This is a genomic window from Saccharopolyspora sp. NPDC045839, assembly GCF_056431645.1.
On the sequence record NZ_JBWKKH010000011.1, the window covers coordinates 22,398 to 48,145 of the forward strand.

26 protein-coding genes and 1 tRNA gene are annotated in these 25,748 nt (G+C 69.3%); 15 read left to right on the plus strand and 12 right to left on the minus strand.

Annotation, left to right across the window (positions count from 1 at the left end; all coding sequences use genetic code 11):
• Positions 1 to 96: 96 nt before the first annotated feature.
• Both AC07EQ_RS17495 and AC07EQ_RS17500 read right to left on the minus strand, forming a co-directional pair.
• The gene (locus tag AC07EQ_RS17495) at positions 97 to 993 is read right to left on the minus strand and encodes an alpha/beta fold hydrolase (protein ID WP_478388958.1); all 897 of its coding nucleotides are present in this window, start codon (positions 991 to 993) and stop codon (positions 97 to 99) included.
• Between the two features lie 103 nt (positions 994 to 1,096).
• The gene (locus AC07EQ_RS17500; protein WP_478388959.1) at positions 1,097 to 3,820 is read right to left on the minus strand and encodes an ATP-binding protein; all 2,724 of its coding nucleotides are present in this window, start codon (positions 3,818 to 3,820) and stop codon (positions 1,097 to 1,099) included.
• A 180-nt stretch (positions 3,821 to 4,000) separates the two neighbouring features.
• Here AC07EQ_RS17500 and AC07EQ_RS17505 point away from each other — a divergent pair, with 180 nt between their 5' ends.
• Together AC07EQ_RS17505 and AC07EQ_RS17510 are read left to right on the plus strand one after the other, a co-directional pair.
• Complete coding sequence (locus tag AC07EQ_RS17505; RefSeq protein WP_478388960.1) at positions 4,001 to 4,171, plus strand: hypothetical protein; 171 nt, start codon at positions 4,001 to 4,003, stop codon at positions 4,169 to 4,171.
• A gap of 167 nt (positions 4,172 to 4,338) precedes the next feature.
• The gene (locus AC07EQ_RS17510) at positions 4,339 to 4,854 is read left to right on the plus strand and encodes a hemerythrin domain-containing protein (protein ID WP_358308364.1); all 516 of its coding nucleotides are present in this window, start codon (positions 4,339 to 4,341) and stop codon (positions 4,852 to 4,854) included.
• Between the two features lie 203 nt (positions 4,855 to 5,057).
• On the opposite strand, the gene AC07EQ_RS17515 is transcribed toward AC07EQ_RS17510, so the two are convergent.
• The gene (locus AC07EQ_RS17515) at positions 5,058 to 6,980 is read right to left on the minus strand and encodes a hypothetical protein (RefSeq protein WP_478388961.1); all 1,923 of its coding nucleotides are present in this window, start codon (positions 6,978 to 6,980) and stop codon (positions 5,058 to 5,060) included.
• 230 nt (positions 6,981 to 7,210) lie between these two features.
• Here AC07EQ_RS17515 and AC07EQ_RS17520 point away from each other — a divergent pair, with 230 nt between their 5' ends.
• Together AC07EQ_RS17520 and AC07EQ_RS17525 are read left to right on the plus strand one after the other, a co-directional pair.
• The gene (locus AC07EQ_RS17520) at positions 7,211 to 8,131 is read left to right on the plus strand and encodes an aminoglycoside phosphotransferase/kinase family protein (protein ID WP_478388962.1); all 921 of its coding nucleotides are present in this window, start codon (positions 7,211 to 7,213) and stop codon (positions 8,129 to 8,131) included.
• A 148-nt stretch (positions 8,132 to 8,279) separates the two neighbouring features.
• Positions 8,280 to 8,573 carry a hypothetical protein gene (locus AC07EQ_RS17525; RefSeq protein ID WP_478388963.1) on the plus strand — a complete coding sequence of 98 codons (294 nt, stop codon included), beginning with the start codon at positions 8,280 to 8,282 and terminating at the stop codon, positions 8,571 to 8,573.
• A 50-nt stretch (positions 8,574 to 8,623) separates the two neighbouring features.
• Here the strand turns inward: AC07EQ_RS17525 and AC07EQ_RS17530 are convergent, their stop codons facing one another.
• Positions 8,624 to 8,818, minus strand: a complete 195-nt coding sequence (locus AC07EQ_RS17530; protein WP_478388964.1) for a hypothetical protein — start codon at positions 8,816 to 8,818, stop codon at positions 8,624 to 8,626.
• Positions 8,819 to 8,946: 128 nt separating this feature from the next.
• Positions 8,947 to 9,930, minus strand: a complete 984-nt coding sequence (locus tag AC07EQ_RS17535; RefSeq protein ID WP_478388965.1) for an alpha/beta hydrolase — start codon at positions 9,928 to 9,930, stop codon at positions 8,947 to 8,949.
• Between the two features lie 321 nt (positions 9,931 to 10,251).
• On the opposite strand from AC07EQ_RS17535, the gene AC07EQ_RS17540 reads away from it, so the two are divergent.
• A complete protein-coding gene (locus AC07EQ_RS17540) occupies positions 10,252 to 10,701 on the plus strand; it encodes a VOC family protein (RefSeq protein WP_478388966.1) in 450 nt (149 codons plus the stop codon).
• Positions 10,702 to 11,138: 437 nt separating this feature from the next.
• On the opposite strand, the gene AC07EQ_RS17545 is transcribed toward AC07EQ_RS17540, so the two are convergent.
• Together AC07EQ_RS17545 and AC07EQ_RS17550 are read right to left on the minus strand one after the other, a co-directional pair.
• Entirely contained in the window at positions 11,139 to 11,654 is a 516-nt protein-coding gene (locus AC07EQ_RS17545) for a putative immunity protein (RefSeq protein WP_478388967.1), read from the minus strand.
• Positions 11,651 to 12,220 (minus strand): putative immunity protein, encoded by a 570-nt coding sequence (locus AC07EQ_RS17550; protein WP_478388968.1) that lies wholly within the window; start codon positions 12,218 to 12,220, stop codon positions 11,651 to 11,653. Before AC07EQ_RS17550 ends, AC07EQ_RS17545 begins: the two co-directional genes overlap by 4 nt.
• Before the next feature lie 444 nt (positions 12,221 to 12,664).
• Between AC07EQ_RS17550 and AC07EQ_RS17555 the strand changes: the two genes are divergently transcribed.
• The 4 genes from AC07EQ_RS17555 (at position 12,665) to AC07EQ_RS17570 (ending at position 16,082) form a co-directional block, all read left to right on the plus strand.
• Complete coding sequence (locus tag AC07EQ_RS17555) at positions 12,665 to 13,081, plus strand: STAS domain-containing protein (protein ID WP_478388969.1); 417 nt, start codon at positions 12,665 to 12,667, stop codon at positions 13,079 to 13,081.
• A 303-nt stretch (positions 13,082 to 13,384) separates the two neighbouring features.
• On the plus strand, positions 13,385 to 13,816 hold the full coding sequence (locus AC07EQ_RS17560; protein WP_478388970.1) for an ATP-binding protein: 432 nt from the start codon (positions 13,385 to 13,387) through the stop codon (positions 13,814 to 13,816).
• Positions 13,813 to 14,628: an RNA polymerase sigma factor SigF gene (locus AC07EQ_RS17565; protein WP_478388971.1), complete on the plus strand. Its 816-nt coding sequence runs from the start codon at positions 13,813 to 13,815 to the stop codon at positions 14,626 to 14,628. Before AC07EQ_RS17560 ends, AC07EQ_RS17565 begins: the two co-directional genes overlap by 4 nt.
• Before the next feature lie 557 nt (positions 14,629 to 15,185).
• Positions 15,186 to 16,082: a phosphotransferase gene (locus tag AC07EQ_RS17570; protein ID WP_478388972.1), complete on the plus strand. Its 897-nt coding sequence runs from the start codon at positions 15,186 to 15,188 to the stop codon at positions 16,080 to 16,082.
• 122 nt (positions 16,083 to 16,204) lie between these two features.
• Here AC07EQ_RS17570 and AC07EQ_RS17575 read toward each other — a convergent pair whose 3' ends face one another.
• Positions 16,205 to 16,405 carry a hypothetical protein gene (locus AC07EQ_RS17575; protein ID WP_478388973.1) on the minus strand — a complete coding sequence of 67 codons (201 nt, stop codon included), beginning with the start codon at positions 16,403 to 16,405 and terminating at the stop codon, positions 16,205 to 16,207.
• 586 nt (positions 16,406 to 16,991) lie between these two features.
• On the opposite strand from AC07EQ_RS17575, the gene AC07EQ_RS17580 reads away from it, so the two are divergent.
• Positions 16,992 to 17,693, plus strand: a complete 702-nt coding sequence (locus AC07EQ_RS17580) for a GntR family transcriptional regulator (protein WP_478388974.1) — start codon at positions 16,992 to 16,994, stop codon at positions 17,691 to 17,693.
• Between the two features lie 102 nt (positions 17,694 to 17,795).
• Here AC07EQ_RS17580 and AC07EQ_RS17585 read toward each other — a convergent pair whose 3' ends face one another.
• From AC07EQ_RS17585 to AC07EQ_RS17595, 3 genes are read right to left on the minus strand one after another with little or no spacing between them, the layout of a single operon-like run.
• Positions 17,796 to 19,622 carry an MFS transporter gene (locus AC07EQ_RS17585; RefSeq protein ID WP_478388975.1) on the minus strand — a complete coding sequence of 609 codons (1,827 nt, stop codon included), beginning with the start codon at positions 19,620 to 19,622 and terminating at the stop codon, positions 17,796 to 17,798.
• Complete coding sequence (locus tag AC07EQ_RS17590; RefSeq protein WP_478388976.1) at positions 19,579 to 20,469, minus strand: cytochrome c biogenesis CcdA family protein; 891 nt, start codon at positions 20,467 to 20,469, stop codon at positions 19,579 to 19,581. The genes AC07EQ_RS17585 and AC07EQ_RS17590 overlap by 44 nt, the downstream gene beginning before the upstream one ends.
• The gene (locus tag AC07EQ_RS17595) at positions 20,466 to 21,173 is read right to left on the minus strand and encodes a DsbA family protein (RefSeq protein WP_478389148.1); all 708 of its coding nucleotides are present in this window, start codon (positions 21,171 to 21,173) and stop codon (positions 20,466 to 20,468) included. The genes AC07EQ_RS17590 and AC07EQ_RS17595 overlap by 4 nt, the downstream gene beginning before the upstream one ends.
• A gap of 106 nt (positions 21,174 to 21,279) precedes the next feature.
• Here AC07EQ_RS17595 and AC07EQ_RS17600 point away from each other — a divergent pair, with 106 nt between their 5' ends.
• The 3 genes from AC07EQ_RS17600 to AC07EQ_RS17610 are packed head-to-tail and all read left to right on the plus strand — an operon-like array spanning position 21,280 to position 23,127.
• Positions 21,280 to 21,735, plus strand: coding sequence for a hypothetical protein (locus AC07EQ_RS17600; RefSeq protein WP_478388977.1), 456 nt, complete (start codon positions 21,280 to 21,282; stop codon positions 21,733 to 21,735).
• A 31-nt stretch (positions 21,736 to 21,766) separates the two neighbouring features.
• Positions 21,767 to 22,126: a BlaI/MecI/CopY family transcriptional regulator gene (locus AC07EQ_RS17605; protein WP_478388978.1), complete on the plus strand. Its 360-nt coding sequence runs from the start codon at positions 21,767 to 21,769 to the stop codon at positions 22,124 to 22,126.
• The gene (locus tag AC07EQ_RS17610; RefSeq protein WP_478388979.1) at positions 22,123 to 23,127 is read left to right on the plus strand and encodes a M56 family metallopeptidase; all 1,005 of its coding nucleotides are present in this window, start codon (positions 22,123 to 22,125) and stop codon (positions 23,125 to 23,127) included. The genes AC07EQ_RS17605 and AC07EQ_RS17610 overlap by 4 nt, the downstream gene beginning before the upstream one ends.
• A gap of 134 nt (positions 23,128 to 23,261) precedes the next feature.
• On the opposite strand, the gene AC07EQ_RS17615 is transcribed toward AC07EQ_RS17610, so the two are convergent.
• Positions 23,262 to 23,335: transfer RNA gene (locus AC07EQ_RS17615), tRNA-Leu, on the minus strand.
• Positions 23,336 to 23,498: 163 nt separating this feature from the next.
• Between AC07EQ_RS17615 and AC07EQ_RS17620 the strand changes: the two genes are divergently transcribed.
• Together AC07EQ_RS17620 and AC07EQ_RS17625 are read left to right on the plus strand one after the other, a co-directional pair.
• Entirely contained in the window at positions 23,499 to 24,890 is a 1,392-nt protein-coding gene (locus AC07EQ_RS17620) for an amino acid permease (RefSeq protein ID WP_478388980.1), read from the plus strand.
• Positions 24,891 to 25,007: 117 nt separating this feature from the next.
• Positions 25,008 to 25,619, plus strand: coding sequence for an ANTAR domain-containing response regulator (locus tag AC07EQ_RS17625; protein WP_093273187.1), 612 nt, complete (start codon positions 25,008 to 25,010; stop codon positions 25,617 to 25,619).
• Positions 25,620 to 25,748 lie beyond the last annotated feature (129 nt).

Consider the following 25,748-nt stretch of genomic DNA (forward strand, 5'->3'; position numbering starts at 1 on the left):
TGGTACTCATCCTTGAGGACCACCCGGCTCGCTTCAATCATCCGAGAGCATGAAAATCGTTCCCAACTGGCGGATTCGAGCCGCCACGCGTCGCGATCAGGAGGTGTGCGCGAGGATCGCCCGGGCGAGGGGTTCGTGCACCTGCGACGGCAACGTGTGGCCCATGCCCTCGATCACCAGCAGCTCGGCGCCCGGGATCTCCTCGGCGATCAGCGCGCCGTGGCCCGGCTTCACCGGCTCGTGGGTGCCCTCGATGACCAGCGTCGGGGCCTCGATCCGGGCGAGCGCGCCGACCGGCTCGAAGGCGGAGTCGGTCATCGCGGCGAGCCGATGGTTGGCGACCGTCGCGGGATCGCGGTCCCGGTCGAAGATGCGCTCCTCCAACCGCCGCTGCTCGTCCTCGTCGAACGGGATCGCCGGGCCGTGCAGCACCCGCGCGGTCTCGATCGCGAAACCGATCTGGGACCGCCGGTCGGACGCGGGCGGGCTCACCGCGGCCTTGCCGAAGTGCTCGATGAACTCCCGGGTGGGGCGGGGGAGCTCGCCCGGCTGCGGCTCCTCGCCCATCAGGGCGCGCACCAGCGTGGCGCCTTCGCCGCGGCCGAGCGGCGAGGACCCGATCACGGTGAGGGACAGCACCCGCTCCGGCCGCTCGGCCGCGATCCACTGGCCGAGCAGCCCGCCGGCGGAATGGCCGACGATGTGCGCCCGGTCGATCCCGTACGCGTCGAGCACCGCCAGCACGTCGTCCTTGATGTCGGCCCAGGTGTAGGGATCGGCCTCGAAGTCGATGGCGCTGGACTTCCCGGTGTCGCGGTGGTCGTACCGGATGACCCGGCGCCCCGCCGCGGCGAGCCGGCCGACGAGCCCGTCCGGCCAGAGCACGCCCTGCGACATCGAGCCCATCACCAGCAGCACCGGCGGGTGGCCCGGGTCGCCGAACTCCTCGGTCCACAGCTCGACGTTCCCGTTGGCGATCATGCGTTCGGTCATGCGCAGCTCCTTCGCGTTCTCGGTGAGGAGAAGCCTGGTCCAGCGCGCCACCGGTGCCATCCGTAGGACCACCGGGCACGTGCCGGCCAGTACCGGGATCGGCTCACCGGGCGGCGTTGACCAGGCGCGATAGCTCCGTGCGGGAGGCGATGCCGAGCTTCGGGTAGACCTTGTAGAGGTGGTACTCGACGGTGCGGGGGCTCAGGAAGAGGCGGGCCGCCACCTCCTTGTTGGACACGCCGTCCGCGACCAACCGCGCGATGCGCAGCTCCTGCGGGGTGAGCGTGCTCAGAGCGTCGGACTCGTGCCGGGCAGCGGACTCGCCGGCGGCGCGCAGCTCACCGTGCGCGCGAACTGCCCACGGTTCGGCGCCGAGCCGCTGGAATGTCTCCAGAGCGGTGCGCAGCGGCAAGCGCGCGTCGCCTCCCCGATGCGCGCGGCGCAGGCGTTCCCCGTAGAGGAGCGAGGTTCGGGCCTCCTCGAACGGCGAACCGCCGTCCCCCGCGTGCAGGCGAAGCGCCTCCTCGTACAGCGCAAGTCCCTCCTCGGCGTCCTCGGTGACGAGCGCACGGCAGCGGGCGAGCAGTGCCTGCGACTCCGAAGTGCGCGCGTTCGCCATCCAGCGCTCGTACGTCTCCAGCGCGGTGCGTGCGGCGGCCGGCTCGCCGCAACCGATCGCGGCCTCGACGCGGTCCGGAGTGGAGCGCAGGGTCGTGACCGGATGCCCCGCCCCAGGCCCGGCGCCCGCCATCGACTGGAAACGGCTGTGCGCCGCCGCGAAACGCCCCAGGCCGAGGTCGAGGAGTCCCAGGGCGTACGCCGCGATGCTGGCCTGCAGCCCGATTCGGTGCGGGATGGCGATGGCCAGGGCCTCCTGGGCGTAGCGCTCGCAGTCGGCTTCCCGGCCCCGGACGGCCGCGACCACCGCGAGGTTTGCCAGGTGGCCGGCGGTGGAGTTGGTGTACCCGGCGTCGCGCGCGAGCGCGAGCCCTTCCTCGGAGATCGCGGCGCCGAGGGCGAAGCGGCCGCTGATGCGCTCGGCCCGGGCCACGAATTCCAGGACCACCGGCAGCTGCCCGGTCATGCCGGAGACGCGGGCCACCTGCCCGGCGCGGATGATGTACTCGGCCGCGCTGTCGATCTCGCCCAGCTCACCGGCCGCGACGGAGGCCCACAACAGCCGGTCCGCACGGCCGGGCCCATCGGTGCGCGCGAGCGCGCCGCGCAGCAGCGGTACGCCCCGTTCGGCGTCGCCGGTGTGCATCGCCGCCACGCCGACGAGGATGGCCCGCAGGAACGGATCGGTGTCCTGATAGGACTCCGCGAACCGGCCGATCTGCACGGTCGCGGCGACATCACCGACGTTGGCGGCGGCCTCGGCGGCATCGCCCAGCATCTGAAGAGCGCGGGCGGGATCGGCATCCTTGGCGCGCTGCGCGCCTTCGGCGAACACGCGCTGCGCCGCGGCGGCATCGCCCGAGCTGAGCTCGAAACGGCCGTGCAGCTGCGCGAGTTCGGCGAGCAGGCGCGGGTCGTCGGTCAGCTCGCGAGCTTCGGCCAGGCAGCTCTCCGCCCGCCCCGGCAGCCCGCCCAGCCAGGCCGCCGTCGCCGCATCGGTGAGCCGCCGGGCCCGCACCGGAGGTTCGGGCGTGAGCTCCGCCGCCCGCGCCAGCGCGGCCGCCGCGTCGGCGAAACCGCCACGCGCCCTTGCCCTTTCGCCTGCTTCGGCGAGCCGGTCCGCGACCTGCGCGTCCCGCCCGGCCGTCGCGGTGGCCCGGTGCCAGGCCTGCCGATCGAGCTCCCCGGCCTCCGCCAGCGCCTCCGCCAGCGCCGCGTGCACGGCCTGCCGCTGTGCGAAGGTCGCCGCCGCGTACACGGCGGACCGGACGAGCGGATGCCGGAACCGGACCGACGAGCCCTCGACGGTGATCAGCCCGGCGGTCTCGGCCGCCTCCAGCGACGCCGTCGGGTCGTTGCCGAGCCGGGCCGCCGCACCGAGCACCCAGCCGAGCTCGCCGGAACCTTCGGCGGCCGCGATCAGGAGCACGAGCCGCGTCGACCCGGGCAGTTCCGCGACCTGGCGGCCGAACAGCTCGACCCCGGCGCCGACCGGCAGCGGATCGGGGAGCGGCGCCCGCCCGGCGAGCTGGTCGGGCGTCAGCGCCCCGGCCGCCTCCCGCAGCGCCAGCGGATTGCCACCGGTCAACGCGACCAGGCGCTCTTTCACGGTCGCCGAGGGAACAGCGGCGGAACACCCGGCGAGCAGCTCGCCCGAACTCTTCTCGTCGAGGCCGCCGACGCGCAGTTCGGGGATGTCGCGCATGACCGGTCCAGCGCTGTCGCGGGCGGCGATCAGCACCGCCACGCCGTGGGTGTGCAGCCGCCGGACCGCGAACAGGATCGCGTCGGCCGATGCCCGGTCGAACCACTGGAAGTCGTCGACGAGGCAGAGCAGGCCGGTGTCGGCGGCGGCCTCGGCCAGCAGCGAGAGGACTCCGGCGGAGACGAGGAACCGTGCGTCCTCGGCGGGCGGCGCCGCCAGTCCCAGCGCGCCCCGGACGGCATCGCGCTGCGGCTCGGGCAAGGCATCCAGCAGATCGGTCACCGGAAGCAGCAGCTGGTGCAGGGCGGCGAAGGCCAGATCGGCCTCCGGCTCGGCCCCGGTGGCCCGGAGCACGCGCATCGGCGCAGCGGCCGCGTGGTCCAGCAAGGCCGACTTCCCGGCGCCGGCCTCGCCGCGCAGGACCAGAGCCCGGCCGGTGCCGCCCCGAGCCGCGCTGGTCAGCTCGTCGATAGCGGCCTGCTCCACCGCGCGCCCGTACAACATGAGGTGATTTTCCAGCAGGCGATCGACCCGGAGGTACCGGAGGGTCGGCTCGTCCGTCCACTGCGGCGACCGTCGTCGACCGGCGCAGAGCCCGCTGACCGGCGTCGTTGGTCGAATGCGGATCACCGGGGGAGTGCGGATGACCGGGGCGGAGCACACCTCCCCCCGCACATCACGAGGTTGGTCCTACTCGCGGGCGAGGCGGCCGGGCTCGATCGGAGCTGGTTGCCGCGCGTTCCCCGGCTGGCCGTGGTGAGCGAGGACGGCGTCCGGTTGCCGTCCGCCTCGCTGGTGCGGGTCTGGCAGGAGTCGGACGCGGAGCCGCGGGAACGCGGCGGCGGCTCGCTGTGAACATTCGCACTGAACCGACGGCCGGGCCGCGACAGTGGTTCGGGCCGACCTGCCCGAACCACCGGCTGACTGCGCTCGGCTCCAGCCCGGCACGAGCAAGATCGCTATCGTTCGTCCAGGGACCCGCCCGCTGGGGCGACGGGGAGACGTCCGATCCGAGGAGCAGCATGGCTGGGAGTTCCGAGGCGCGCAGCCGCCTCACCGCCTTCGGCAACCAGTTGATCGAGGTGCACATCTGGCTGCGCGAGCAACTGGAAGACCTCCGGGACGACGTCGACGACTACTTCGACGGCAAAGGCCTGCCGTCCCGTGATCTGCGGGCCCACTGCCTGTCCTTCTGCTCGGCCCTCACGCGCCACCACACCGGCGAGGACCGCGGCGCGTTCCCGGTGATCGCCGACGAGCATCCCGAACTCCGCAAGGTGATCTCGGAGCTGAAGACGGACCACAACCGGATCGACTGGATCCTGGGCAACCTGGAGAAGTTGCTCGGAAACCTCCCGGAGACCCCGGACCCGGCGACCGCGGCGAACGTGCGCGCGGAGCTGGAGGGCCTGTCGGCGATCATGGAAACGCACTTCATCTACGAGGAGAAGAAGCTGATCTCCGTCCTGAACTCGATGAACGTCCCAGGATGGCGAGAAGACAAACCAGACTTCCTGCTCACCGAAGACGACGAGTAGCAGCGCTGTCCAGCGCTGGGACGCCATCGGGAAAGCACGCGGACCGCACGGCCTGCTTTGGAAGGCGTTCCTGAACGGGGGCGCAGGGACGTGCGAGGCGTGGCCGCCGGGAGTGCAGGGGGCGATTTCGCGCGAAATCGCCCCCCGTCTGGCACCGGCGGCTTCGGGACGAGCCTGCCCTGAGCCTTGTCGAACCCGCACCCTCAGCCGTACCTCTTGCCGGTTCGTCGCTCGTAGTCGGTCAGCTGCACTGCGACGGGCCACATGCTTCGGTCGAGAGCCCCCAGAAGCTGGTTCTCCAGCAGGGGAGGGCGTTCGAGCGGCGCGAAGACGGCTTTCCACTCCGGTGTGAAGTGGATGAGTCCCCGGATCCGTGAGGTCACGGCCGGACTTCCGGCGTAGTCGGGCAGCGACGGTGGCTTCCAGCGGGTGCCGGTCTCGCGCCGCACCGTCTCGGCCTGTTTCCGCAGCTCGCTTTCCACGACTTCCCTGCACCGGTCGTACTCGTGCTGCGGCATGGTCACGAGCAGCACCAGTCGTTGCGGCGGCAGGATCCGCATCGCCTCACCCAGTTCCCACAGGGTCCCCGCTCCGCGGCCGAGCACGAGGACTACGAGGCTCGCGCCTCGCATCACCTCCCGCACCGGCTCCTGCCAGCCGTCGAAGGGCAGGTACATGCGCGGAACTCCGACGTGCGGTGCTCGTTCTCCCGGCCGTCCCACGCTCACCGGGAGCCCGGCCCACGCGAGCGCGTCGGCGAGCCGCTCCTCCTCCGGATTGCCGGACGTGAAGAAGCCGCGGATCAACGAGCTCGGCCGGGGAATCCGGTGCAGCCGGGCCAACTTCGCGTCGTCCTCGAACGATCGGAGGTACAGCGCGTACGAACCTGCCACCAGGTCCTTCGGCGAGGAGATGATGCGCTGGACGTGCCGGCCACCCATGCGGAGCAGGCCGTTCCCCGCCGCCATCAGCACTATCCCGAGAACCAACGGGAAGACGGAGACCAGCGGCGACGCCCCGTCGCCCGCAACGAGTTCCCACGTGTACCGCAGACCGATCACGATCCCGGCGCAGCCCAGGCCGCAGGCTCCCAACCCGCCAATGGCCATCAGCCCGATGCCCGCCCGACGCGTCTGCCGGGGCATCGAGCGGTTCAGCGCAGCAAGGCTCTCCGTGCGCTGCGGGAACCCGTGCTCATCCCGGTACGCGCTGATCCGGGACAGCATGATCTGGCCCATCCAGCGGAGGTTCTCGCCCCGCTCGAAAACGAGCATCCCGGCGGCTCCGAGCAGAGAACCGACGAGAACAGGCGCGGCGTCGAACCCGAGGCCGAGTTCCCGCGGGTCGCTGGGAAGTGCGGTCAGCACGTACAACTCCGCCGCTACCGTTGCGGCCGCTCCCACCAGGCACCTCAGCCAGCCTCCCCAGAACGCGAGGACTCCCGACTGCCAACGATCTGCGGGCAGCGGGTAATCAGCCCACCCCGTCTCGCGCACGCGGCTCTCGCGGGCGGCGATGGACCTGGCGAACGAGATGGCACGGGTCCACAGCCGGAGCACGCCGGTGGTGACGAGAAGTACGGTGAGGAGGTAGAGCACGACGGCGCCTGGGGCGAGCAGCGCGATCAGCACGGCGCCGACGAAACGTGCCGTGCGTGAGCCCACGAGGGGCTTGGCGCCCACTACCGCGAAGATGAGCACGAACACGGCGGGGATCACCGAGTGGGTGATGACAGGCCAGTCCTGGGGGCTGGTCCACACCACCGTGAACACGCTCTTCCCGAGGTCGGTCCCGGCGAAGGTCAGCTCGCCTCGGTGCTGCTGCCAGCCCAGCACGGTCAACAGGACGAGAATCGCCGAACCCAACAGGAGTGCCCGGCGAGCGAGAAGCAGCAGCAGGTGCCGCCCCCTGAGCAGCTCGCCGTGAACCAGAAGCCTCGAACTCGGGTCGTCGCTCCACGCATGAGCTCCGAACTGCGCGAACACCTTCCACTGCCACCGCACTTCGAGGACGGCGAAAGGGACGAGGAAGGCGCTGATCACCAACGCGGCCAGCACGATCGCGGGCCCGTAGGACGGCCAGACTCCGTACGCCCACTGGAAGAGCGCGGTGACCAGATCCTGCACCTGGCCCCCCAGTCGCTACGAGAGCACGATCGTGGTGACGCCAACAAGGTACGCCGAGCAGAACCGCAGCGGAACCCGTTGCTCGGCAAACGCATTCAGCCACAGCCGTCCTTGGCGGAAGACCGGCAGTCCTGGCCGATGCGAAACTGTACCGCGGCGTCGGAACTCCTCGCGGATTAGCTGGGTGAGCCTCCCACAACGCCAATCGCGGAAGTGGCACAGTCCTCACCGTGTCGTTGGGTGATCTGCCGACCTGGTTGCCGGCCTGGTGCGTGGACCAGTTGGGCGACGAGCCGGTCAGCGTTCTGTTCGAGGTGCGGTCGATCTCGGCGGTGTTCGGACTGCGGTTGGCCGGCGGGCGTGACGTCGTGGTGAAGGTGCGGGATGACGACGGCCGCGCCGCGTCGTGCGTTGCCGCGCAGGCCCGGTTGGCGGAGCGGGGATTTCCGTGCGCCCGGCCGCTCACGCCCGCGGTCGGCATCGGTGCGCTGGCCGTTCACGCCGAGGAGTCCCTGCCCGGCGGTGAAATGCTGCGCGGCGATTCGGAGGACGTCGCCATGCGCTGCGCGGCGGTGTTCGCCCGGCTGATGGCCGAGCTGGCCGACGTGACCGTCGCACCGCCGCTGCCGAACCCGCGCTGGGTGCGTTGGGACCACGCGGATTCCGGGCTGTGGCCGTCGATCGATTTCCTCGACGAGCGGGATCAGCGCGCCGTGCCCGCATATGTCGTCGACGCGGCCGAGCGGGCCCGCAAGCGAATGCTGGCCACCGATCTGCCGTGCGTGCTGGGCCACGCCGACTTCGAAGCGCAGAACCTCCGCTGGCGCGACGGCCACGTGTGGGCCGTGCACGACTGGGACAGCCTGGCGTGGCAGCCGGAGGCTGCACTGGTGGGCGCGGCGTCCGGGGCGTTCTCCAGTGCCTCGCCGCCGACCCTGGCCCCGATCGAGAGCTCCGCCGCGTTCCTGGCGGCTTACCAGGACCTCCGGGGGCGCCGGTTCACCGCGGAGGAGCAGGAGATCGCGTGGGCGGCCAGCCTGTGGCCGGCAGCGCACAACGCCCGCTGGGAGGCCCTGCACGGCGACCCCCCGGTGTCTTGCGACGCCGTCCGCGCCCAGTCAGCGGAACGCCTCCGCCGAGCGAACGCCTGATCGCCAACGCCGGCCCTCTGCCTGATCACGCCGAGCTCGTGGTGCTCATCGCCGATGGACTGCGTGCGGCCCGGTCGCGGAAAGCATCGTGCCGCTCAGCCGCGGTGTGCTGTGATGTGGCTGCCAGTGGCCGATGAGGGGAGCGGGGATGCGCTGGGGCGAGTCCGACGTCAACGGCAGGCGGGCGTGCGACGAGTGCGGTCACGCGCGCAGCGAGCACAGCACGCAGGGCTGCATGGCGGACGTGCCGTACACCAGGGTCGGCGGTGTGGGCCGGGTGGACTGCTCGTGCGGTCTGTACTGGACGAACGACTACACCAGCGTGGTGGAGTGGCCCTGCAGCTGCGGGCACCGCAAGCACAGCGGCGAGTGCCGGTACCCGGGCTGCCGATGCGGCCACAAACGGCCGGTGTGGCAGATCGACCCCGGCCAGGGGATCTGACCGCGGTTTGGCGAGGAACGCTCGCATGGGGGCGTTCGGCGTTCGGATGATCACTCGGAACTCTTGCGGCCGTCGCGTGTTTCGACCAGTACTGCCGTGGCGCGAATGACCGTGATGTCCCCGAGGATGATCCACTCCACGGCCTCGGACGTCCAGCGCATCAAACCGACCGCCGCGGACGGGGTTCCGGAGCCGTCGGGCGACCAAGGCACAACGAATCGGGCTGCGCCGAGCGCACCAAGCATCCATTGAGGACAGTTAGTCCGTGACCCCGCCCCGAAACGCTGGCCGTGTTCCGGGGCGGGGCGTGTCGCCGAGATGGTTGCCGTCCGGCCCATCGCGTTCGGCGTGGACGCTTTTCGAGCGGGTCCGCTCATCGTTGCGATGGCCGCGGGCCTTCGGTGTTCGCGGTGAGGGAGGCGCGGAGGAACTGAAGGATCTCCGCCTGCGCGGCCTTCGCCTGCTGCTCCACGCCCGGCATGCTGAGGAACGCGTGCTTCGCTCCGGGGTATTCGGTCAGCCGCGCGGGTGTCCCGGCCGCGTGCAGTCGTTCGGCGTAGCGACGGCCGTGATCGGCCACTGCGTCTTGGGTCGGCACCACCACCAGTGCTGGGGCCAGCCCGTTCAGGTTGTCGGCGTACAGCGGCGAGAGCGCGCGAGGGTCGGTTCCCGGTGGAACTGCGAGCCGCTGGAAGAATTGCAGCAGCGGAACGGCGCGGGTCGGGCTGTAGGCGTACTGGGTGATCGAGGCGTGGTCGTACATCGTCTCGGTCACATCGACAGCGGGGTTGATCAGAACCTGCGCCCGGAGGTGCAGGCCGGCTTCTCTGGCCCGGATCGCGGCCAGGGCGCTGATCAACGCGCCGCAGCTCTCGCCGAAGACGGCGGTCCGCGCCGGGTCGATGCCCCACTGCGCGGCGTGCTGCACCACGTGCTGGAGCACGTCCCAGCCGTCGTCGGCGGCTGCCGACAGCGGATTTCGCTGGTCGACGAGGCGGTGCTCGACCGAGACGACGACCGCGGGCAGCTGGGCGGCGAGGTGGCTGTTCACCCAGTCGCTCTGCACCGCTGTGCCCACGAAGCCGCCTCCGTGCACGTGGAGCACTAGTGGCAGGTCGGCGCCCGCGCCGTCGCGCCCGGGCAACGGTCGGTACACGCGGACCGGGAGCTCGCGGCCGGGCAGCGCCACCTCCTGCCATTGGATCGCGGCGCCGGGATCCGGGTCTCCGGTGATCGCCCGCACTGCGCTGGACGCCCGAAAGCGGTTCTCCGCCTCGCGGTAGACGACCAGCTCCTCGGCCGTCATCGTCGACCAGTCCGGCTCCGGCGGCCGCTCCGCGGCAGTGACCTCGCGCATGCCTTCTCCTCGCCCAGCGATTTTCGAAACCTTTAGTATCGAAACCTACGGTAGCGAAATTTGACGACGCCCGCACACCGGCGTCAACGCAGTGGCCTTCTCCGTCGCACACGGTCACGGGCTCGGCCACGCGCGAGCCACCGTTGGCGGCATCGCCAAGCGGACGGTCAGGCCGCCATCCGCGCCGCGGGCCGAGCGGGACGCCGGTTCGGCATGGCCACCAGCACACCCCTGTTGGTGGACTCCCTCGCCGCTCAGGTCGCCGAACACGGGATGTCCGGGGGATTCACCGGGGTCCGGTTGACCGAGTCGGAGCCACTGGTGCTGGCAGCAGACCCCGAGCGGCAGTTCGCCGAACTGGCCGCAGCGGTCGATCAGTGCACGGCGGCGGACGCCGCGGACGCGGCGATCGGCGTGGCCGATGTTCCGCGTGCCGTGGCCTTCTGGACGTCCGCATTGGACCTGGTGGCCACGGACGAATGGGCAAGTGGGACATGGAGAACGCTGGCCCATGCCGACGGATCCGGCAGGGCGTTGGCTTTGCAGCGCAGCGAGTCGCCGGCCGAGTCCCATCCGCGGATCCACCTCGATTTGTTCGTGGACACTACTGCGGAGCAGGAAGCAGAGGTCGAGAGGCTCGTCCGGCTCGGCGCAAGCGTGCTGGACTGGGATCTGTATCCGCCCAACCCGGATTTCGTCGTGCTCGCCGACCCGGATGGCAATGCCTTCTGCATCGTCGACCTCAGCCGGGCGCCATCTGGCGATCATTGAACGAGGTGGTGGTGCCGCCGGCTGTCATTCGTGATGGGGCGCGGGAAGGTGCGGGTGGCCGTCGGGATGTCGCCCGCACCGCGAAGTTCACCCCGCAGCGAGCCGCCCGCGCACCTGGAGTGCGGGGCGGCTCGTTGCGCTGTTCCACCGCCCCTACGCCCTCGACGGAGCGCAAGCGGAACAACTGCAGGACCCACCATGTCGGGCCCTGCTGACGCCCTGGACGGGGGAGGAGTCCAGGACGTACGGCGAGGATGGAACGTCACTGAAATCCTCACCTGGGGGAAGCTAGACCAGTCGGGGGTAATTCGCACATTTGCGTTACCCGCCACGGTGGTGATATTGAGGGCGGGCTTCGAGCCGCCAAATCCGCGGGCCCCCAGAACAAGGCGGGAACTTCGACCAGGCCGGCAACGAGGGTCGTGCGAGGTTTCGCTTCAACAGTCGAACACCGACCAGCAGATGTCGTTGCGCAACCTCTGGTCATCAAGTACGAGCTCGCGGATCGCCTCCGGGAGCTGATCGCGCTGCCACTGGCACTCGAGCCGCCCTGCGGTCTCGCTCAAGCCTTCCGGTGCCGCCGCACGTGCCGCCTTGATCGCGTAGGCGGCCGCGCCGAGCTCGTGCGCGGCGACGTGGGCGACGACCCCGGCCTGGCCGGCGGCATACGCCGCATGCCGTGCTGCGCCACGCAGGTCTCTGGCCGCCCCCATCGCATGGCCGCCCGCCGCGCGAGCCTGCATCATCTTGACCTCGCCACGCACCCAGGCCCGGGCATGCTCGATCGCCTGGCGCGGTCGTGGGTCCTCAGGCCGGGCCGACTCGAAGAGGTCGAGGACGTGCTCTGCACACGAGGCAGCCCATAGGGCGAGGAGACGGTGATCCGCATCTGTGAGAGTCCCACCCCGGCGGATCGTCACGAAGCGAGGGTCCCGGACCTTCGGGAGGATCATGCCTTGCGCTCCTTCCTGCGCGCATCGGCGCGACTCCCCGCGGTGTGCCCTGGCGGCCGGTCAGCCGCCTGACGCAGGGCATGGTCCAGAGCGCTCATCAGCTGGGCGACACGATTTCTGCCGATCGCCGCGGGTGGGTAGCGGCGGAGCACGTCGATGAGCGCCGGTGTCGCACGCTGCCGCGACCGTTCCAGCAGGCCATCTCCGATCGCGGGGTCACCGCCCGCTTCCATCTCCCCGATGCGCGCAGCACTCGCGGAGGCTCGCAGGATGTGGCCGACCTGAGCGGCCTGGGCGATGGGGTGCAGGTATGCGGCCGATGCGGCGTCACCGGCGGATCGCGCGGCCAGTCGCGCGGCTTCGGACGGTGCGGACCGGGCGGCTCGATGAGCGTCGAGGGAGGTGACGCGCTGCAATTTCGTCCTGTTCGCACCGTTGATGAACGCCCAGGCCGCGTCGATCGCGGCACGGGGGCGCGGGTCATCGGGAACAGCTTGCTCGAAGACCGGCAGGACGTCCTCTGCGTGCCGAACCACGTAACGAGCCACGACGCGCAGCTCGTCCATCGTCAGGTCGAAGTCTCCGGATGCGGGGTGCGTTCTCCGTGTCATGTCCCTGAATCATATCCTTGAAAGATCGGTTGAAACTCTGCAGCGAATCGCCATGCGCATGCGTCGGAAACCCTCAACCGGAGATCACATGCGGCCGGCGGACACGGCTCGTCGGCATGGCCTCTCCGCGCAGGCGGTCCGCAACCCGTGTGCAGCAGCGCCGGCTCGGCTCCACGCCGGAGCGCGGTGCTGGCCGGGCGGGCGTGCGGACGTTAGGGTTGGAGGCCTCGGCTGGGACTCCCGGCTGAGGGAGACCGCACGAGGAAATGCGACAGCCAGTTGGAGTGTTCGCGTTGGTTCCTTCGGGGTCTGCCTGTTGGAGTGACAGGCATCGATGTCGTTGCGCTGGATCAGCCTTGTTCTTCTTCGCTGGCTGCCCTCATCGGGAGGTGCAGCAGCATGACCACGATTTTCCCCGTCCCTGAGCAGGCGCCGACCGCCGTCCTTGGCGACACGGCCGCTCCAGCCAGCACAGAGCCGACGACGCGTTTCTGGGTGCGACGCCCCAGCCGCCACATCGTCGTGGTCGGTGCGACCGGCGACCTGGATACCGTGACCACCCCACGATTCGCCGAGCTGCTCACGCCCCGGTTGGCGTCCGTAGTGGATGCTGTTGTGATCGACTTGTCGCGGCTGAGCTTCCTGGGCGCGGATGCCCTGCGGGTGCTCGTGCAGGCCCAGCAGCGCGCCCAGGCGCGAGGGTTCGGCTTCCGCTTGATCACCGGTCCGCCGTGCGTGGCCAGCGCCCTGCGGGCCGCCGGCATGCTCGACAGGTTCGACGCCTACCCCACACAGGCCGACGCGGTTGCGGCCTGATTCACCCACCTGGCCCACGACACTTTAGAGCGGCTTCGGCGTGGTCAGCCCGACGGTGCATGCGGATCTGGGCCTGCGGAAACGGTGTCCTCGTCGCGGACGCTCGTCGTCGCCCCCCACCCGCGAGGTCGAACTTTCCCGTTGCCGCGCTTGTACTTCCGTTGGCGTTGCTGGTCCCGGGCGCGCGCAGGCCGTTTCGCGCCGGATTACCTCGGGTGGGCAGATGTCGTTTGTTTGGTGGAGGGCGGCCCTGGGTAGGGCAGCGGCTGTGAACAACATGTGGAACCCGATGGAGCGTGCCAGATGAGCGTGTCATGGCAGCCCGTCCATGCGGGCGGGACTGCGACGGCCTCCGGCGTGGTGGAGGTGCGGGCTGCGGCTCGGCCGGACTCGTTGGCGGTGATGCGAGTGGTGGCCGCCGATATCGCGATGCGTGCGGATTTCGACGTGGACGCGATCGCCGATGTCCGCTTGGCGGTGGAAGAAGCCTGTGCGTCGCTGGTCAAGCTCGCGGCTCCCGAAGAACCGTTGGTGTGCCGATTCAGCACTGATGACTGCCGCATGGCGGTCACCGCCGAGGTGACCAGCGCACATCCGGTCGGGCCGAGCACCGCAACGTTGAGTTGGCGGGTGCTCACTGCGCTTGCGGATTCGGTGACCAGCGAGGTCTTGCGGCCTGCGCAGTGCAGGCCGCTCGTGCGCATCGAGATGACCAAGGAGGTGGACACCGGGTGAGCGATACCAAACCCGAGTCCGGCCGAGGTGAGTACGACGCGCTGTTCCCGCTATTCGTCAAACTATCCACATTAGACAAGAATGGTCCGGGATACGCCGCGGTGCGCGACGAGTTGGTCACCGGGCACCTGCCGGTCGCCGAGCACATCGCTCAGAGGTTTCGCCAGCGAGGCGAGTCCTACGAAGATCTCGTTCAGGTTGCCACCGTCGGCCTGATCCATGCCGTCGACCGATTCGACCCCGGCCGCGGGATCAGCTTCCTTTCCTTCGCGGTGCCCACGATCACCGGCGAGGTACGACGGCACTTCCGCGACACCGGGTGGTCGGTGCGCATGCCACGCAGGCTGCAGGAACTGCACCTGGCCGTCTCGGGCGGGATATCCGCGTTGACCCAGGAGCTGGGGCGAGCCCCGACTCCCAGCGAGTTGGCTCGCCATCTCGACCTCGGTCTCGATGAGGTCCTTGAAGGCCTGGAAGCCGGTAATGCCTACCGCAGTTCTTCCCTGGACGAGCTGATCACCGACGACATCCCGCTGGCCGACGCGGTGGGCGTCGACGACGATGAACTCGCCGAGGTCGACGACCGCGAAACGCTACGCCCATTGCTGGCCCAACTCCCCGAGCGCGAGCAGCGCATCCTGCTCATGCGATTTTTCAAGGGCATGACTCAAACCCAGATCGCCCAGCAGATCGGTATCTCGCAGATGCACGTCTCCCGGCTGCTCGCCGGCACCTTGGCCCGACTGCGTCGACAGGCCGCCCCTGCCGAACCCGTCGACGCCGCGCCGGCCGCCAGGGCTGCGAGCGCCTGACCGCAAGCCCGGTGGAGGCCACGATGTTCGCGTCGACTCGGCGTCCGCTAGCAGCGGTGACCAGGAACATCCGGACGGTTGCGCTGAACTTCGTGCCAGGGGAGCAGTGCGCACACGTCAGTCGGAGGAGAGTGCGTCCACGAGCTCTCTCACCTCCGTGTGGGTAGCGACGGCGTACCCGGGTGGAACCAACGGTGCCTCATCCCACCGCAGCGCGTTGACCAGCACCGCGATCGCGAAGGCACTCAGCTCCGGAGCGGAGGCCGCGTTGGCGCACAATGACAGTCCAATTCCGAGGGTCCGCGCCGAATCGCAGAGCGAACCCCCGGCAACAAGTTCACCGCGGTCTGAACTGCGACTTCGAGACCGCTATCGCCGAGGCCGACCAGCTGATGATGAATTCCTTCCGCCACCCCGACGCCTCCGAAGGAGTCAGGAGTTACCTGGAGAACCGGCCGCCGGCATTCCACTCGCTGGACCCGAAGTAACGTCCTAGCTGCTGCTGCCGAGCTCGCACACGACCCGCTCCGCCTGCCGCCTCAGTACTGTGCCTTCGTATGACCGACACCGAGATCGAGATCACCGCAGACCTGGTCCGCGACCTGCTGCAGGAGCAACATCCAGACCTTGCAGGGCTGGCCATCCGTGAGGTGGCGGGCGGCTGGGGCAACCAAATGTGGCGTCTCGGGGACGAGTTGACCGTGCGAATGCAGCGCATGGACCCCACCCCGGAGCGCCAGCTCAAGGAGCGGCGATGGCTACCTGTGCTGGCCCCGCTCCTGCCGCTCCCGGTGCCGACCCCGGTGCGGTTCGGCGAACCGTCCGAGCGCTTCCCCAAGCACTGGACCGTGATGACGTGGGTTCCCGGCGAGCCGCTTGACCACGGCTCGATCAGCCGCGGCGCCCACGCGGCCGACACTCTGGCGGGTTTCCTCCAGGCGCTCCACGTGGAGGCGCCCGCCGAGGCGCCGATCGCTACGGACCGCGGTGCCCATCCCAGGAACTGCACGGACGGCTTCGAGAACTTCTTCCAGGCCGTTGCCCCCGACGACATCGCTGCCGACGTCCGGGCCGTCTGGGACGACGCCGTTGCGGCCCAGGCGTGGGAGGGCCCGCCGGTGTGGGTGCACGGCGACCTCCATCCCGCGAACGTCGTCGTCTCGGACGGAACGCTCTCGGGCATCGTCGACTTCGGTGACATGTTCGCCGGCGATCCAGCGTGGGACCTCGCCGCCGCATGGGTGCTGCTACCCGAGGGCACGGCCGCACGGTTCTTCGACATGTACGCGCATGCGGACGAGGCGGCGATCCGCCGGGCCCGCGGGCTGGCCGCTATGAAGAGCCTCTTCCTGATGCTCATGGGGCAGAACGGAGATCGGGGTCTTCCCGGCGGCAAGCCTCACTGGGGACCTGCAGGCCGGGCGGCACTTGATCGTGTTCTGAAGGGTGTTTGAGAACAGGCTCTGCTCTGGGTGCGGCTCGGAGTGCGAACGATTGAACGTGCCGATGATCCGCATGCCGAGCGCTTCCTGCGGCTCGATAGGAGACCCTCGACCCCAGCGGCTACCGAGACCGCTCACGTGAGGCGCTGCAGGCACTGATCGACGCGAAACTCGCCGAACGGCATGTCGCCGTGCCGGCGCCGCGCACCCAGGAGGCAGCAGATCTTGAGGAGGCCCTGCGCGCGAGTCTGGCCCGAGTCCGCAGTAGCCGTACTGCCGAGCAGCGGCCGCAGTGACCGCAGGTCGCGGCTCCAGGACCCCGCAGTGGCGATCATCGAACTGGCGTTCTATTGTCAGGGTGTTGGTGCGTCGGGGAAGGGCGCGCGAACCACGCGGGCCGGCCACTGCACCCCAGGGCGCGGCCCCGCGCCTGGCTTCGGGGATCGGGTCGCGGTGAACGAGAACGTTGACGGCTGGTGGAAAACGCGGCGCCTGCCCAAGGGCGGACCGTTGCCGGTCTGGGTGTACCTGCCTGCGGTGTTCCCCTGGCGCGGCGTCGGCAGTAGTCGGGATGTTCCGCTGCGCGTGCGGACGGCGGGGCTGGACAAGCTTAGTTGGCAACCCAGTGCCAGCGGCTGTTCGTGCGGTAGGCCCGCCGGATGTTCCTGTGCATCAACGGTGACCGCCTGCGCCGCCAGCGGCGTGCGGGCGTAGATCGCTGCCGGAGCAGCCGTTCGCGAACCGGTGACCGATTTCGGTGTCGCACTGGCCAGCGCTGCCGCTATCGCCTCGTCCGCCAGTCGTCGCCGCTGGCCTCCCACTCCGCGGTCGCTCGTGGGCGGCCTGCGCTGGTCCGCGAGCCCCGGTTCGGGGCGGTGGCCAGCCCTGAAGGCACGCTGGTGAGGTCGTTATCGTGTGGGTATGCCCTCGAAGCTCGGAGCGTCCTCCCGACGACCTGCGGTCAGCGCGGTCGAACGCGCGCACGCGGAGATCCGTGCGGCGATCATCGAGGGTCGCTACGAACCCGGCGTGATGCTGAGCGAGAGCGAGTTGGCGGCGGCGCTCGGGGTGAGCCGGACACCGGTGCGCACCGCGTTGGCCCGTCTGCAGGACGAGGGTTGGGTGACCATCTACTCGAAGCGCGGTGCTCTGGTCCGGGGGCTGAGTGCGGAGGAAGTGCAGTACTCGGCCGATGTCCGGCAGACCCTGCAGATCATCGGGGTGGAACGAGCGGGGGAGCGGGACCGCGCTGCGATCAGACCTCGCTTGGAGGGGATGCTCGTCGAGCAGGAGCAGGCTCTGGCGGAGGGGCCGTTCGACGCGTTCGTCGATCTCGCCATCCGGTTTCACCGTGTTTTCGTCGAGCTCGCGGGGAATCCGCTGTTCACCGAGTTCTACGACAAGCTCCGGGACCGGCAGGCGATGATGTTGTTGCGCAGTGCCTCTGTGGTCGTGGAACGCGCCGTTGAGGTGGTCGAAGAGCATCGCAGGTTGATGGAGCTGGCGGCCGAGGGGAAGGTCGCGGAGTTCGCGGAGACGCTGCGTCGGCACCGGGATGAGATCTTCAGCCCGCTGGTGCGAGAGTCGGAACGTGGTGGTGTGGGGTCGGGCGGCGTCGGCTGAGGTAGCTGGCAGTGCGGCCTGGACACCGATGTCGTGGTGGAGAGCCGTGGGTTCTTGTTCGCAATAGCGATTTCCCGTTGCGCCACGGGTTTCGCCGTACGCTCAGTGACCTTCCGCGCTGGGGAGGTCTCTCCGGGCGTGGTGCCGGAGCGAGAGGCACACCGGTAGCAACGCCGCGGCGGCGATCAACGACAGGCCGTCGAATCCCACTGCGGCCATCAATGGGCCGGCGAGGAATGCGCCGACGGCGGCGGCGAAGTTGGAACCCGCGTCCGCAAGCCCCTGGATCGACGGCCGGGAGGTTTCGGGTACGGAGGCGCTGAGCCAGCTCGCTCCGGCCACGCTCATGAACGACCAGCCGAGTCCCAGCAGGACGAGTGCCGCCGCGACGAGCGCGGTGTTCGACTGCCCGGCTACGGCTGCCGCGAACGATCCTCCGAAGAGGACGAGGCCGAGGACGATGACGGCAGGCGCTCCCGCGCGATCGGTGATCGAGCCGGCAACCGGGGCCAAGGCGTACATCCCGACGATGTGCAGGCTGATGGTCAGCCCGATCACGGTGAGGTCGTCTCCGTGCGCCGCCAGGTGGACCGGCGTCATGGTCATGATGGCGACCATCACGACCTGTGCGCTCACGACCGCGATGAACGCGGTTCGCGCGGTGCGGTTCTCGACGAGAACGCGGAATCCGTCTCGGAGCATTGCGCGGAACTTGCCCACCGGTCTCACCGAGTCCGACCGACCAGGCGCGCCGTTGTCCACATCGGACTCGGTGTGCGGGGAAGCATCCGCGGAACGGCGGCGTGCTGTCACCAGTGGGTCGGGGCGCAGCAGTAGTGCCGTCAGCACTGCGGCGGCGGCGAAGGCGACAACCGCGAATACGAAGGCGCCTCCCAGCGGCGCCAGACCGAGAGACCTTGCCAGGGCGGCTCCCGGTGTACCGAGGTTCGGGCCCAGCATCGAACCGATCGACCCCACCCACACCACCGTCGCCAGAGCACGTGCCCGGTGCGCGTGGCTCGCCAGATCCGTCGCAGCGAAGCGGGCCTGGAACTGGGCTGCGGTGCCGACGCCCGTCAGCACGAGCCCGATGAACAGAGCGGTCAAGCTGTCCCACTGAGCGGCCACGACCAGCAGCAGAGCCCCGACTGCTGCGACCAGCCAACCCGTCGACAGTGCGCGGTTGCGACCGCTGCGGGCAGCAAGCAGGGCCAGGGGCAGTCCGGCGAAGGCGGCGCCGATCGTGCTGCCCGCTCGTGCCAGTCCTGCCCAGACCCCGCTTTCGGTGATCTGCCCGGCGAGCAGCACGCCGACCGAGGGGATGACGCCGAGCCCGATCGTGCCGATGATCTGGGCGCTCGAGAGCGTGCGAACAGTCCTTCGCTGGATGCCGGCGATGTCGGGTCCTGAATCGGGGGAGCCATCGGACGATCCGCATGTGAACGGCTTCTGCCGCTCCTGCCCCGGTCGCAGCCAGCGGGATAAGTTGGACACAACTTGGATCCTAGATGCCCGAACGGGTGATGTCGAGACGATGTCGCGTCTGACGTGAGGCGAGGCGGTTCCGCTGTCGCGAGCGCAACCAGCTGGGAAGTGTCCGCCCGAAAGGCTTGGTCGATGCAGGCAGAACAAATCGCACTTCAGTCGACGGATCCGTTGCGATCGCCTCGACAACAGGTCTGAGGCCCGGCCCCATTGGCCACCAGGCGGTGTTCGCGGGTTGAGATCGCCGATCAGGGCCCTTGCCTGTGCGAGGACGTTGGCAGCACACCATCGTGCTGCGTGTTGCCCGATGGCGATCGCCTCGGCGACGTCGAGTGGGGGGCAACCGAGATTCACAGGGGCGCGTTCACGCTGAGCGAGAAACTCTTCAAAGCTCCACTCGTCATTCGGTCGCGTTGTCGGACGGTCGTGCAGGCTGCTGGTCATCGGGATCGTGCTGCGGAGCGGTGTTGCCCTTTCCGCGGCCCATCCGCCGGGCGAGGACCAGTGAAACCGGAAGTCCCACCGCCAGAACCACGAGCAGCACCAGTTGGTCGGACACGAGCGCCGATGCGCGCTGGCCCCAGGCTTGGGCGGCGAACTGGGCGTCGATGCTGATGATTCCGCCGAGGGATCCGGTGCCGTCGGTGGCGAGGAACAACACGCCGAGGGTGATGAAGACCAGGCCGGAGATCAGTGTGGTGCTGTGCACGCGGAGTGGGCCGAACTCGAGTTCCCGGCCGCGCAGCCATCGCCGTCGCCCGAGGTCGAAGCGGTCCCACAGGGCGGCGATCAGGAACAACGGCACCGCCATGCCCAGCGCGTAGATGGCCAGCAGCAGGCCTCCGTAGCCGGGGTTGGAGCCGGTCATGGCGATCGTCAGCACGCCGCCGAGCAAGGGGCCGGCGCAGAATCCGGCCATTCCGTACACGGTGCCCAGCAGGTACACCGACAGCGCCGAGGAGATCTTGATCCGTCCGCTGAGCCACTGCGCCGCGGTGGAGCCGAAGCCGAACCCGAAGATCTGGCCCGCGCCGAGGGCGATCATGATCGATCCGCCGATCAGCACGACGAGGTCGCGGTGCTCGTTGAGCACCGCACCGATCGAACCGGCGGCCACGCCCATCGGCACCAGGGTGGTGGCCAGGCCGAGGTAGAAGATGCCGGTGCGCAGCAGAAGCCGCACCCGGTCGGCGAAGGCGTAGGCGAAGAACGCCGGCACGAGAAGTGCGGAGCACGGGCTGAGCAGCGACAGCACGCCGCCGAGGAATGCACCGAAGTAGCCGATGGTCATGACCTGGCCCGTTCCGCTTCGATCACCGCGACGAACTGCTCCAGCGGCTGGGCTCCGAGCACTGCCTGCCCGTTGATGAGGAACGAAGGGGTGCTGGACACCCCGAGCATCTGTCCCTCGACGAGGTCGGTCTGGATCGCCTGCATGATCGCCGGGTCGTTGCGGTCGGCGTTGAACTTCGCCAGATCCGGCACGCCCGCTTCACGGGCCACCTGCTGGATGGCTTCCTCCGGGAACGACGGCTTGTGCCCGTCGCTGCCCCGTGCGTAGGCGGCGTTGTGGAACTCCCAGAACCGGCCCTGGCCGGCGGCGGCCCGGGCCGCCTTGGCGACCTCCACGGATTCGGCGCCGAAGATCGGGAAGTCGCGCCATTCGATGCGCAGCACCCCGGTGTCGACGTACCGCTTGATCAACTCCGGCTCGACGTCGGCGGTGAACTTCGAGCAGAACGGGCAGCGGAAGTCCTCGTACTTGATCAGCACCACCGGCGCGTCGGTGCGCCCCATCGCGAACGGGTCACCGGGCTGGCGCCGCTGCAGGGTCTTCAGCACGGCGGCGATGTCGTCCTCCTGGGCCGCCGCGGGCTGGCGCGGCGACTCCGGAGATGGCCTGCCGGCGAACGCGCCCCAGGCGAGCGCCGCCACGGCGACCACGACCAGCGCCGCGAACCCCCACCGAAACGCCGGTGAGCCCTTCGAGGCCATCACGACCCCCTTCTTCTATCAAACTTAGTAGAATTCTTATCGCGCATAGTAGAATCACGATGCCGGTGCCTTCCCGGCGCCCCGGGCATGGCGAATCGAGGTCCTGATGCAGGGTTGGACAGGGCGGCACTGGCTGGTCGCCACGCTTGCCGCGGCGGGCATCGCGCTGGTGACCGGCGCGGTCGCCGGCCTCATTCCCAATCCGGTGTTCACGCGGATGATCGAAGCGCCGTGGTGGAGCTATCCGGTTTGGATCGCCTCCGCGGTCCTCTCCGGGCTGCTGGTCGCGAGCTTCCTGGCTCCCAGTGCGGATTCCGCAGCGGAGCGCGCGCGGAATCAGCGCCGCAACGTCGTCGGCGCCGTGCTGTCCTTCCTCGCCGTCGGCTGCCCCACGTGCAACAAGCTGGTCGTGCTCGCTCTGGGCACCAGCGGGGCGGTCACCTGGTTCGGCCCGCTGCAGCCGGTGCTGGCGATCGGTTCGCTCGTGCTGCTGGGGTTCGCGCTGCGCGCCAGGCTGCGTTCGGCGCGGGCCTGCCGACTGCCTGCGGCAGGACGCCCATGACCTACCCTGCCGACCGGAAGGGGGAATTCCGATGCGCAGCCTGGGGCCACTCGAGTCGGCCGTGATGGGCCTGCTGTGGGAAGCAGCGGGTCCGATGAGCGTGCGGGAGGTGCTGGACGGCCTCCGCGACCGCGGCCTCGCCTACACCACGGTGGCCACGGTGCTGGAGAACCTCCACCGCAAGGAGTGGGTCGACCGCGACCGGGTCGGCCGCGTCTGGTTCTACTGCCCCCGAGTGCAGGCCAGCGAGCACGCCGCGCTGCTGATGCGGGAAGCGCTCGCAGCCAGCAACAGCCCGCGCGCGACGTTCCTCAAGTTTGTCGACGAGATCACCGACGAGGAAGCCGCGATGCTGCGGGAACTGCTCGCCGAGGCACCGGAGGACCGATGACACCGCTGCTCATCGGGCTGTTCGCCTACACCGCGGCGTTGGCCGCATGGGGCCCCCGCCTGATGCGAGCTTGCCGGCGTTGGCAGTCCGCAGCGCCTCGACTCGGGCTCATCCTCTGGACCGCGCTGGCCACCTCGTGGGTCGTGTCGATGATCAGCGCCGGCCTCGCCGCGATGGCACAACTCTCCGGCGGCCTCGGCCTCGCCGGCCTGCTGCACGCCTGCCTGCGTGCACTGCTGACGATCGTCGGGGTGCACGACCTCGCCGACGCACCCGCTGCGATCGCCCTGCTCGGCTCCGTCCTGGTGATCGTGCGGCTGGTCGCTGTTGCCGCGCACCACGCCCGGGAGACCCGGCGCCACCGCAAGCTGCACCGGCAGACCCTGCGATCGTCCGTGGACACGATTGTCCACAATGGAATTCCGGTTTTCGTGGTGGAAACCGAGCAGCTCGCCGCGTACTGCGTTCCCGGGCGACGCTCTACGGTCGTGCTCACCACGAGCGCACTGCGTCGGCTCGTCCCGGCTGAACGAGACGCGGTCATCGCGCACGAGATCGCCCACCTGCGCGGGAAGCACCACCTCGTGCTGGGCTGGGCGGCGATCCTCGCGCGCGCCTTCCCCTTCGTGCCACTTCTGACGGCGGCGTCGCAGGAGATCGCCCGCCTCGCCGAGTGGATCGCCGATGACCGGGCCGGCCGCAGACACGGGAACCGGGCGGTAGCCCGCGCCCTGACCCTGATGGCCACGAGCAACCGGAAATCGACCACCCGTGTGCCGAAAGCAGCGCTCGCAGCGGTGGGCTCCGGCGTTCCGGACCGGGTCCGGCGCCTCGTTCAACCCCGGGCGGCAGTGCGATCGGCATGCTGGCGGATCATTGCGGCGCTCGCCCTGCCATTGCTCGCACTCGTCGCGGCGGCGGCTGTGCTCGTCCCGTGCGCCACCGCCGACCCGACACCCATCTGCACCGGACGCCCCAGCGTCACGGAATCCGCGTACTGATTTCGACGACGTCACGCGATGGTTGACGTTTGCTCGCAGGGGCTTGGGCTCGTAAAGGACGGGTTCTGGATTGGGCGGACAGGGAATACTCGCCAGTAGGTTTAAATCCCAATGCCCTGACCTGCACTGATGTGTGCCCCCGGTGCGACTCGAACGCACACTGGACGGATTTTGAGTCCGCTGCCTCTGCCGATTGGGCTACGGGGGCTTGTTCCGTCAGCATACGTGACCCTTGATCAACCACTCGATTCAGGGGTGTGCGCCACTTCTCCGGGCGGTTTGTCCCGGTTCGGGACCCTGGTGGTGGTGATCTTCGCGAGTTAGGTTCACAGCCTCTACTCCGGGTGGCCGGTCGAACACGGGGGGCCGTGATGGTCGATGAAACCAGGATCGAGTCCGTGACGGGCGATGACGACGACATCGGATTGCGGCGGAGCCTGAAGAACCGCCACCTCCAGATGATCGCGCTCGGCGGCATCATCGGCGCCAGCCTGTTCATCGGCAGCGGGGCGGTGATCTCCACCGTCGGGCCCGCGGCCGTGCTGTCCTACGCACTGGGCGGGCTGATCGTCGTGCTCGTGATGCGGATGCTCGGCGAGATGGCGACCGCCGCTCCCACGCTCGGGTCGTTCATGGAGTACGCGCGGACCTCGCTGGGCGACTGGGCGGGGTTCACCATCGGCTGGCTGTACTGGTACTACTGGGTCGGCGTGGTCGCCTTCGAGGCCGTCGTCGGCGCCGAACTGCTGAACCCGCTGGTGCCGGCCGTGCCGCAGTGGGTCATCTCGCTGGTGCTGATGCTGCTGCTCACCGCGACCAACCTGGTCTCGGTGCGGTCGTTCGGCGAGACCGAGTTCTGGTTGGCGTCCATCAAGGTCATCACCATCGTGATCTTCCTGGTGTGCGGGACGATCTTCGTGCTCGGGCTGTGGCCGGGCGCGGAGTTCTCGGTCGGCAACATCGCGCTGGACGGGTTCGTCGCCAAGGGCGGTTTCGCCGTGCTGCACGGCGTCGTCATCGTGGTCTTCTCCTACTTCGGCACCGAGATCGTCACCATCGTTTCGGCCGAGTCGAAGGAACCGGAGAAGGCCGTCGCCAAGGCCACCAAGGCGGTCGTGTGGCGGGTGCTGCTGTTCTACGTCGGCTCGGTGACCCTGCTGGTCATGATCACGCCGTGGCAGGAGATCCCCAGCGAGAGCAGCCCGTACGCCGCGGCCTTCGCCAGGTTCGGGTTGCCCGCCGCGGAAGTCGTGGTGAACGTGGTCGTGTTCACCGCGGTGATCTCGGTGCTCAACTCCGGGCTCTACACCGCCTCCCGGATGCTCTTCGCCTTGCAGCGGCGGAGTTTCGCGCCGAGCTGGGTGCGCGACATCAACCGCCGCGGCGTGCCGTGGAAGGCGATCCTGCTGTCCACACTGGTCGGTTACGTCGCCGTTGCCGCGAGTTACGTCTCGCCGGACACGATCTTCTACTTCATCATCAACTCCGCCGGTGCCGTCGCGCTGTTCATCTACGGGATGATCGCGGCCTCGCAGCTGCGGATGCGCCGCAGGCTGGAGCGGGAGGCGCCGGACCGGCTGAAGTTGAAGATGTGGCTCTTCCCCTACTTGACCTGGGCCACGTTGGTCGTGATCGTCGCCGTCGTGGTCACCATGGGCGCCATCGAAGAGGTCCGATCGCAGCTCACGCTGAGTTTGATCAGCCTCGCCGCGATCCTGCTGATCTACGTCCTGTTCGTGCGGCGGCGGGTCGCGCGGGCTTGATCGTCGCGATGTCGCAATGGTCACGTCGCGTGTTTACCTCGGCGTGAAGTCACAGCCGGTAAGCTGCGGTTTCCCGATGCAGACCGCATCGGCGGACCCGATTTTTGGAGGATCCCGGTGACGACGCCGGCTGCCGAGGACACACGCGAGGCCAAGCCCGTCGAACGTCGCGTACTCGTGGCCGAGGACGAGGCGTTGATCAGGCTCGACCTGGTGGAGATGCTCCGCGAAGAGGGTTACCAGGTTGTCGGCGAGGCGGGGGACGGGCAGGAGGCCGTCCGGCTCGCGGAGGAGCTGCGCCCCGACCTGGTGATCCTGGACGTCAAGATGCCGAAGATGGACGGCATCGAGGCCGCTTCCAACATCGCCGGCGAGCGGATCGCGCCGGTGGTGATCCTGACCGCGTTCAGCCAGCGCGACCTCGTCGAGCGGGCGCGGGACGCGGGCGCGATGGCCTACCTGGTCAAGCCGTTCGCCAAGCGCGACCTGGTGCCGGCCATCGAGCTCGCGGTGTCCCGGTTCACCGAGGTGCAGGCGCTGGAGGCCGAGGTCGCCGACCTGACCGAGCGCCTCGAGGCGCGCAAGACCATCGAGCGGGCCAAGGGCCTGCTGATGAACAAGCACAACCTCTCCGAGCCGGAATCGTTCCGCTGGCTGCAGCGGACCGCGATGGACCGCCGCACCACGATGAAGGCCGTCGCCCAGGCGGTGCTGGAGAACCTCTCCTGACGGAGGCTTGATTCCGGGGCCGTGGGGGCCTTTTGTTTTTTTCGCAGCCCCAAAAAACCCCCGCCCCCTTTCTTTTTCCGGCCTGGGTACTTCCCCCCAGGACGGTTTCCTCCGGCACAAGCTCAGCCC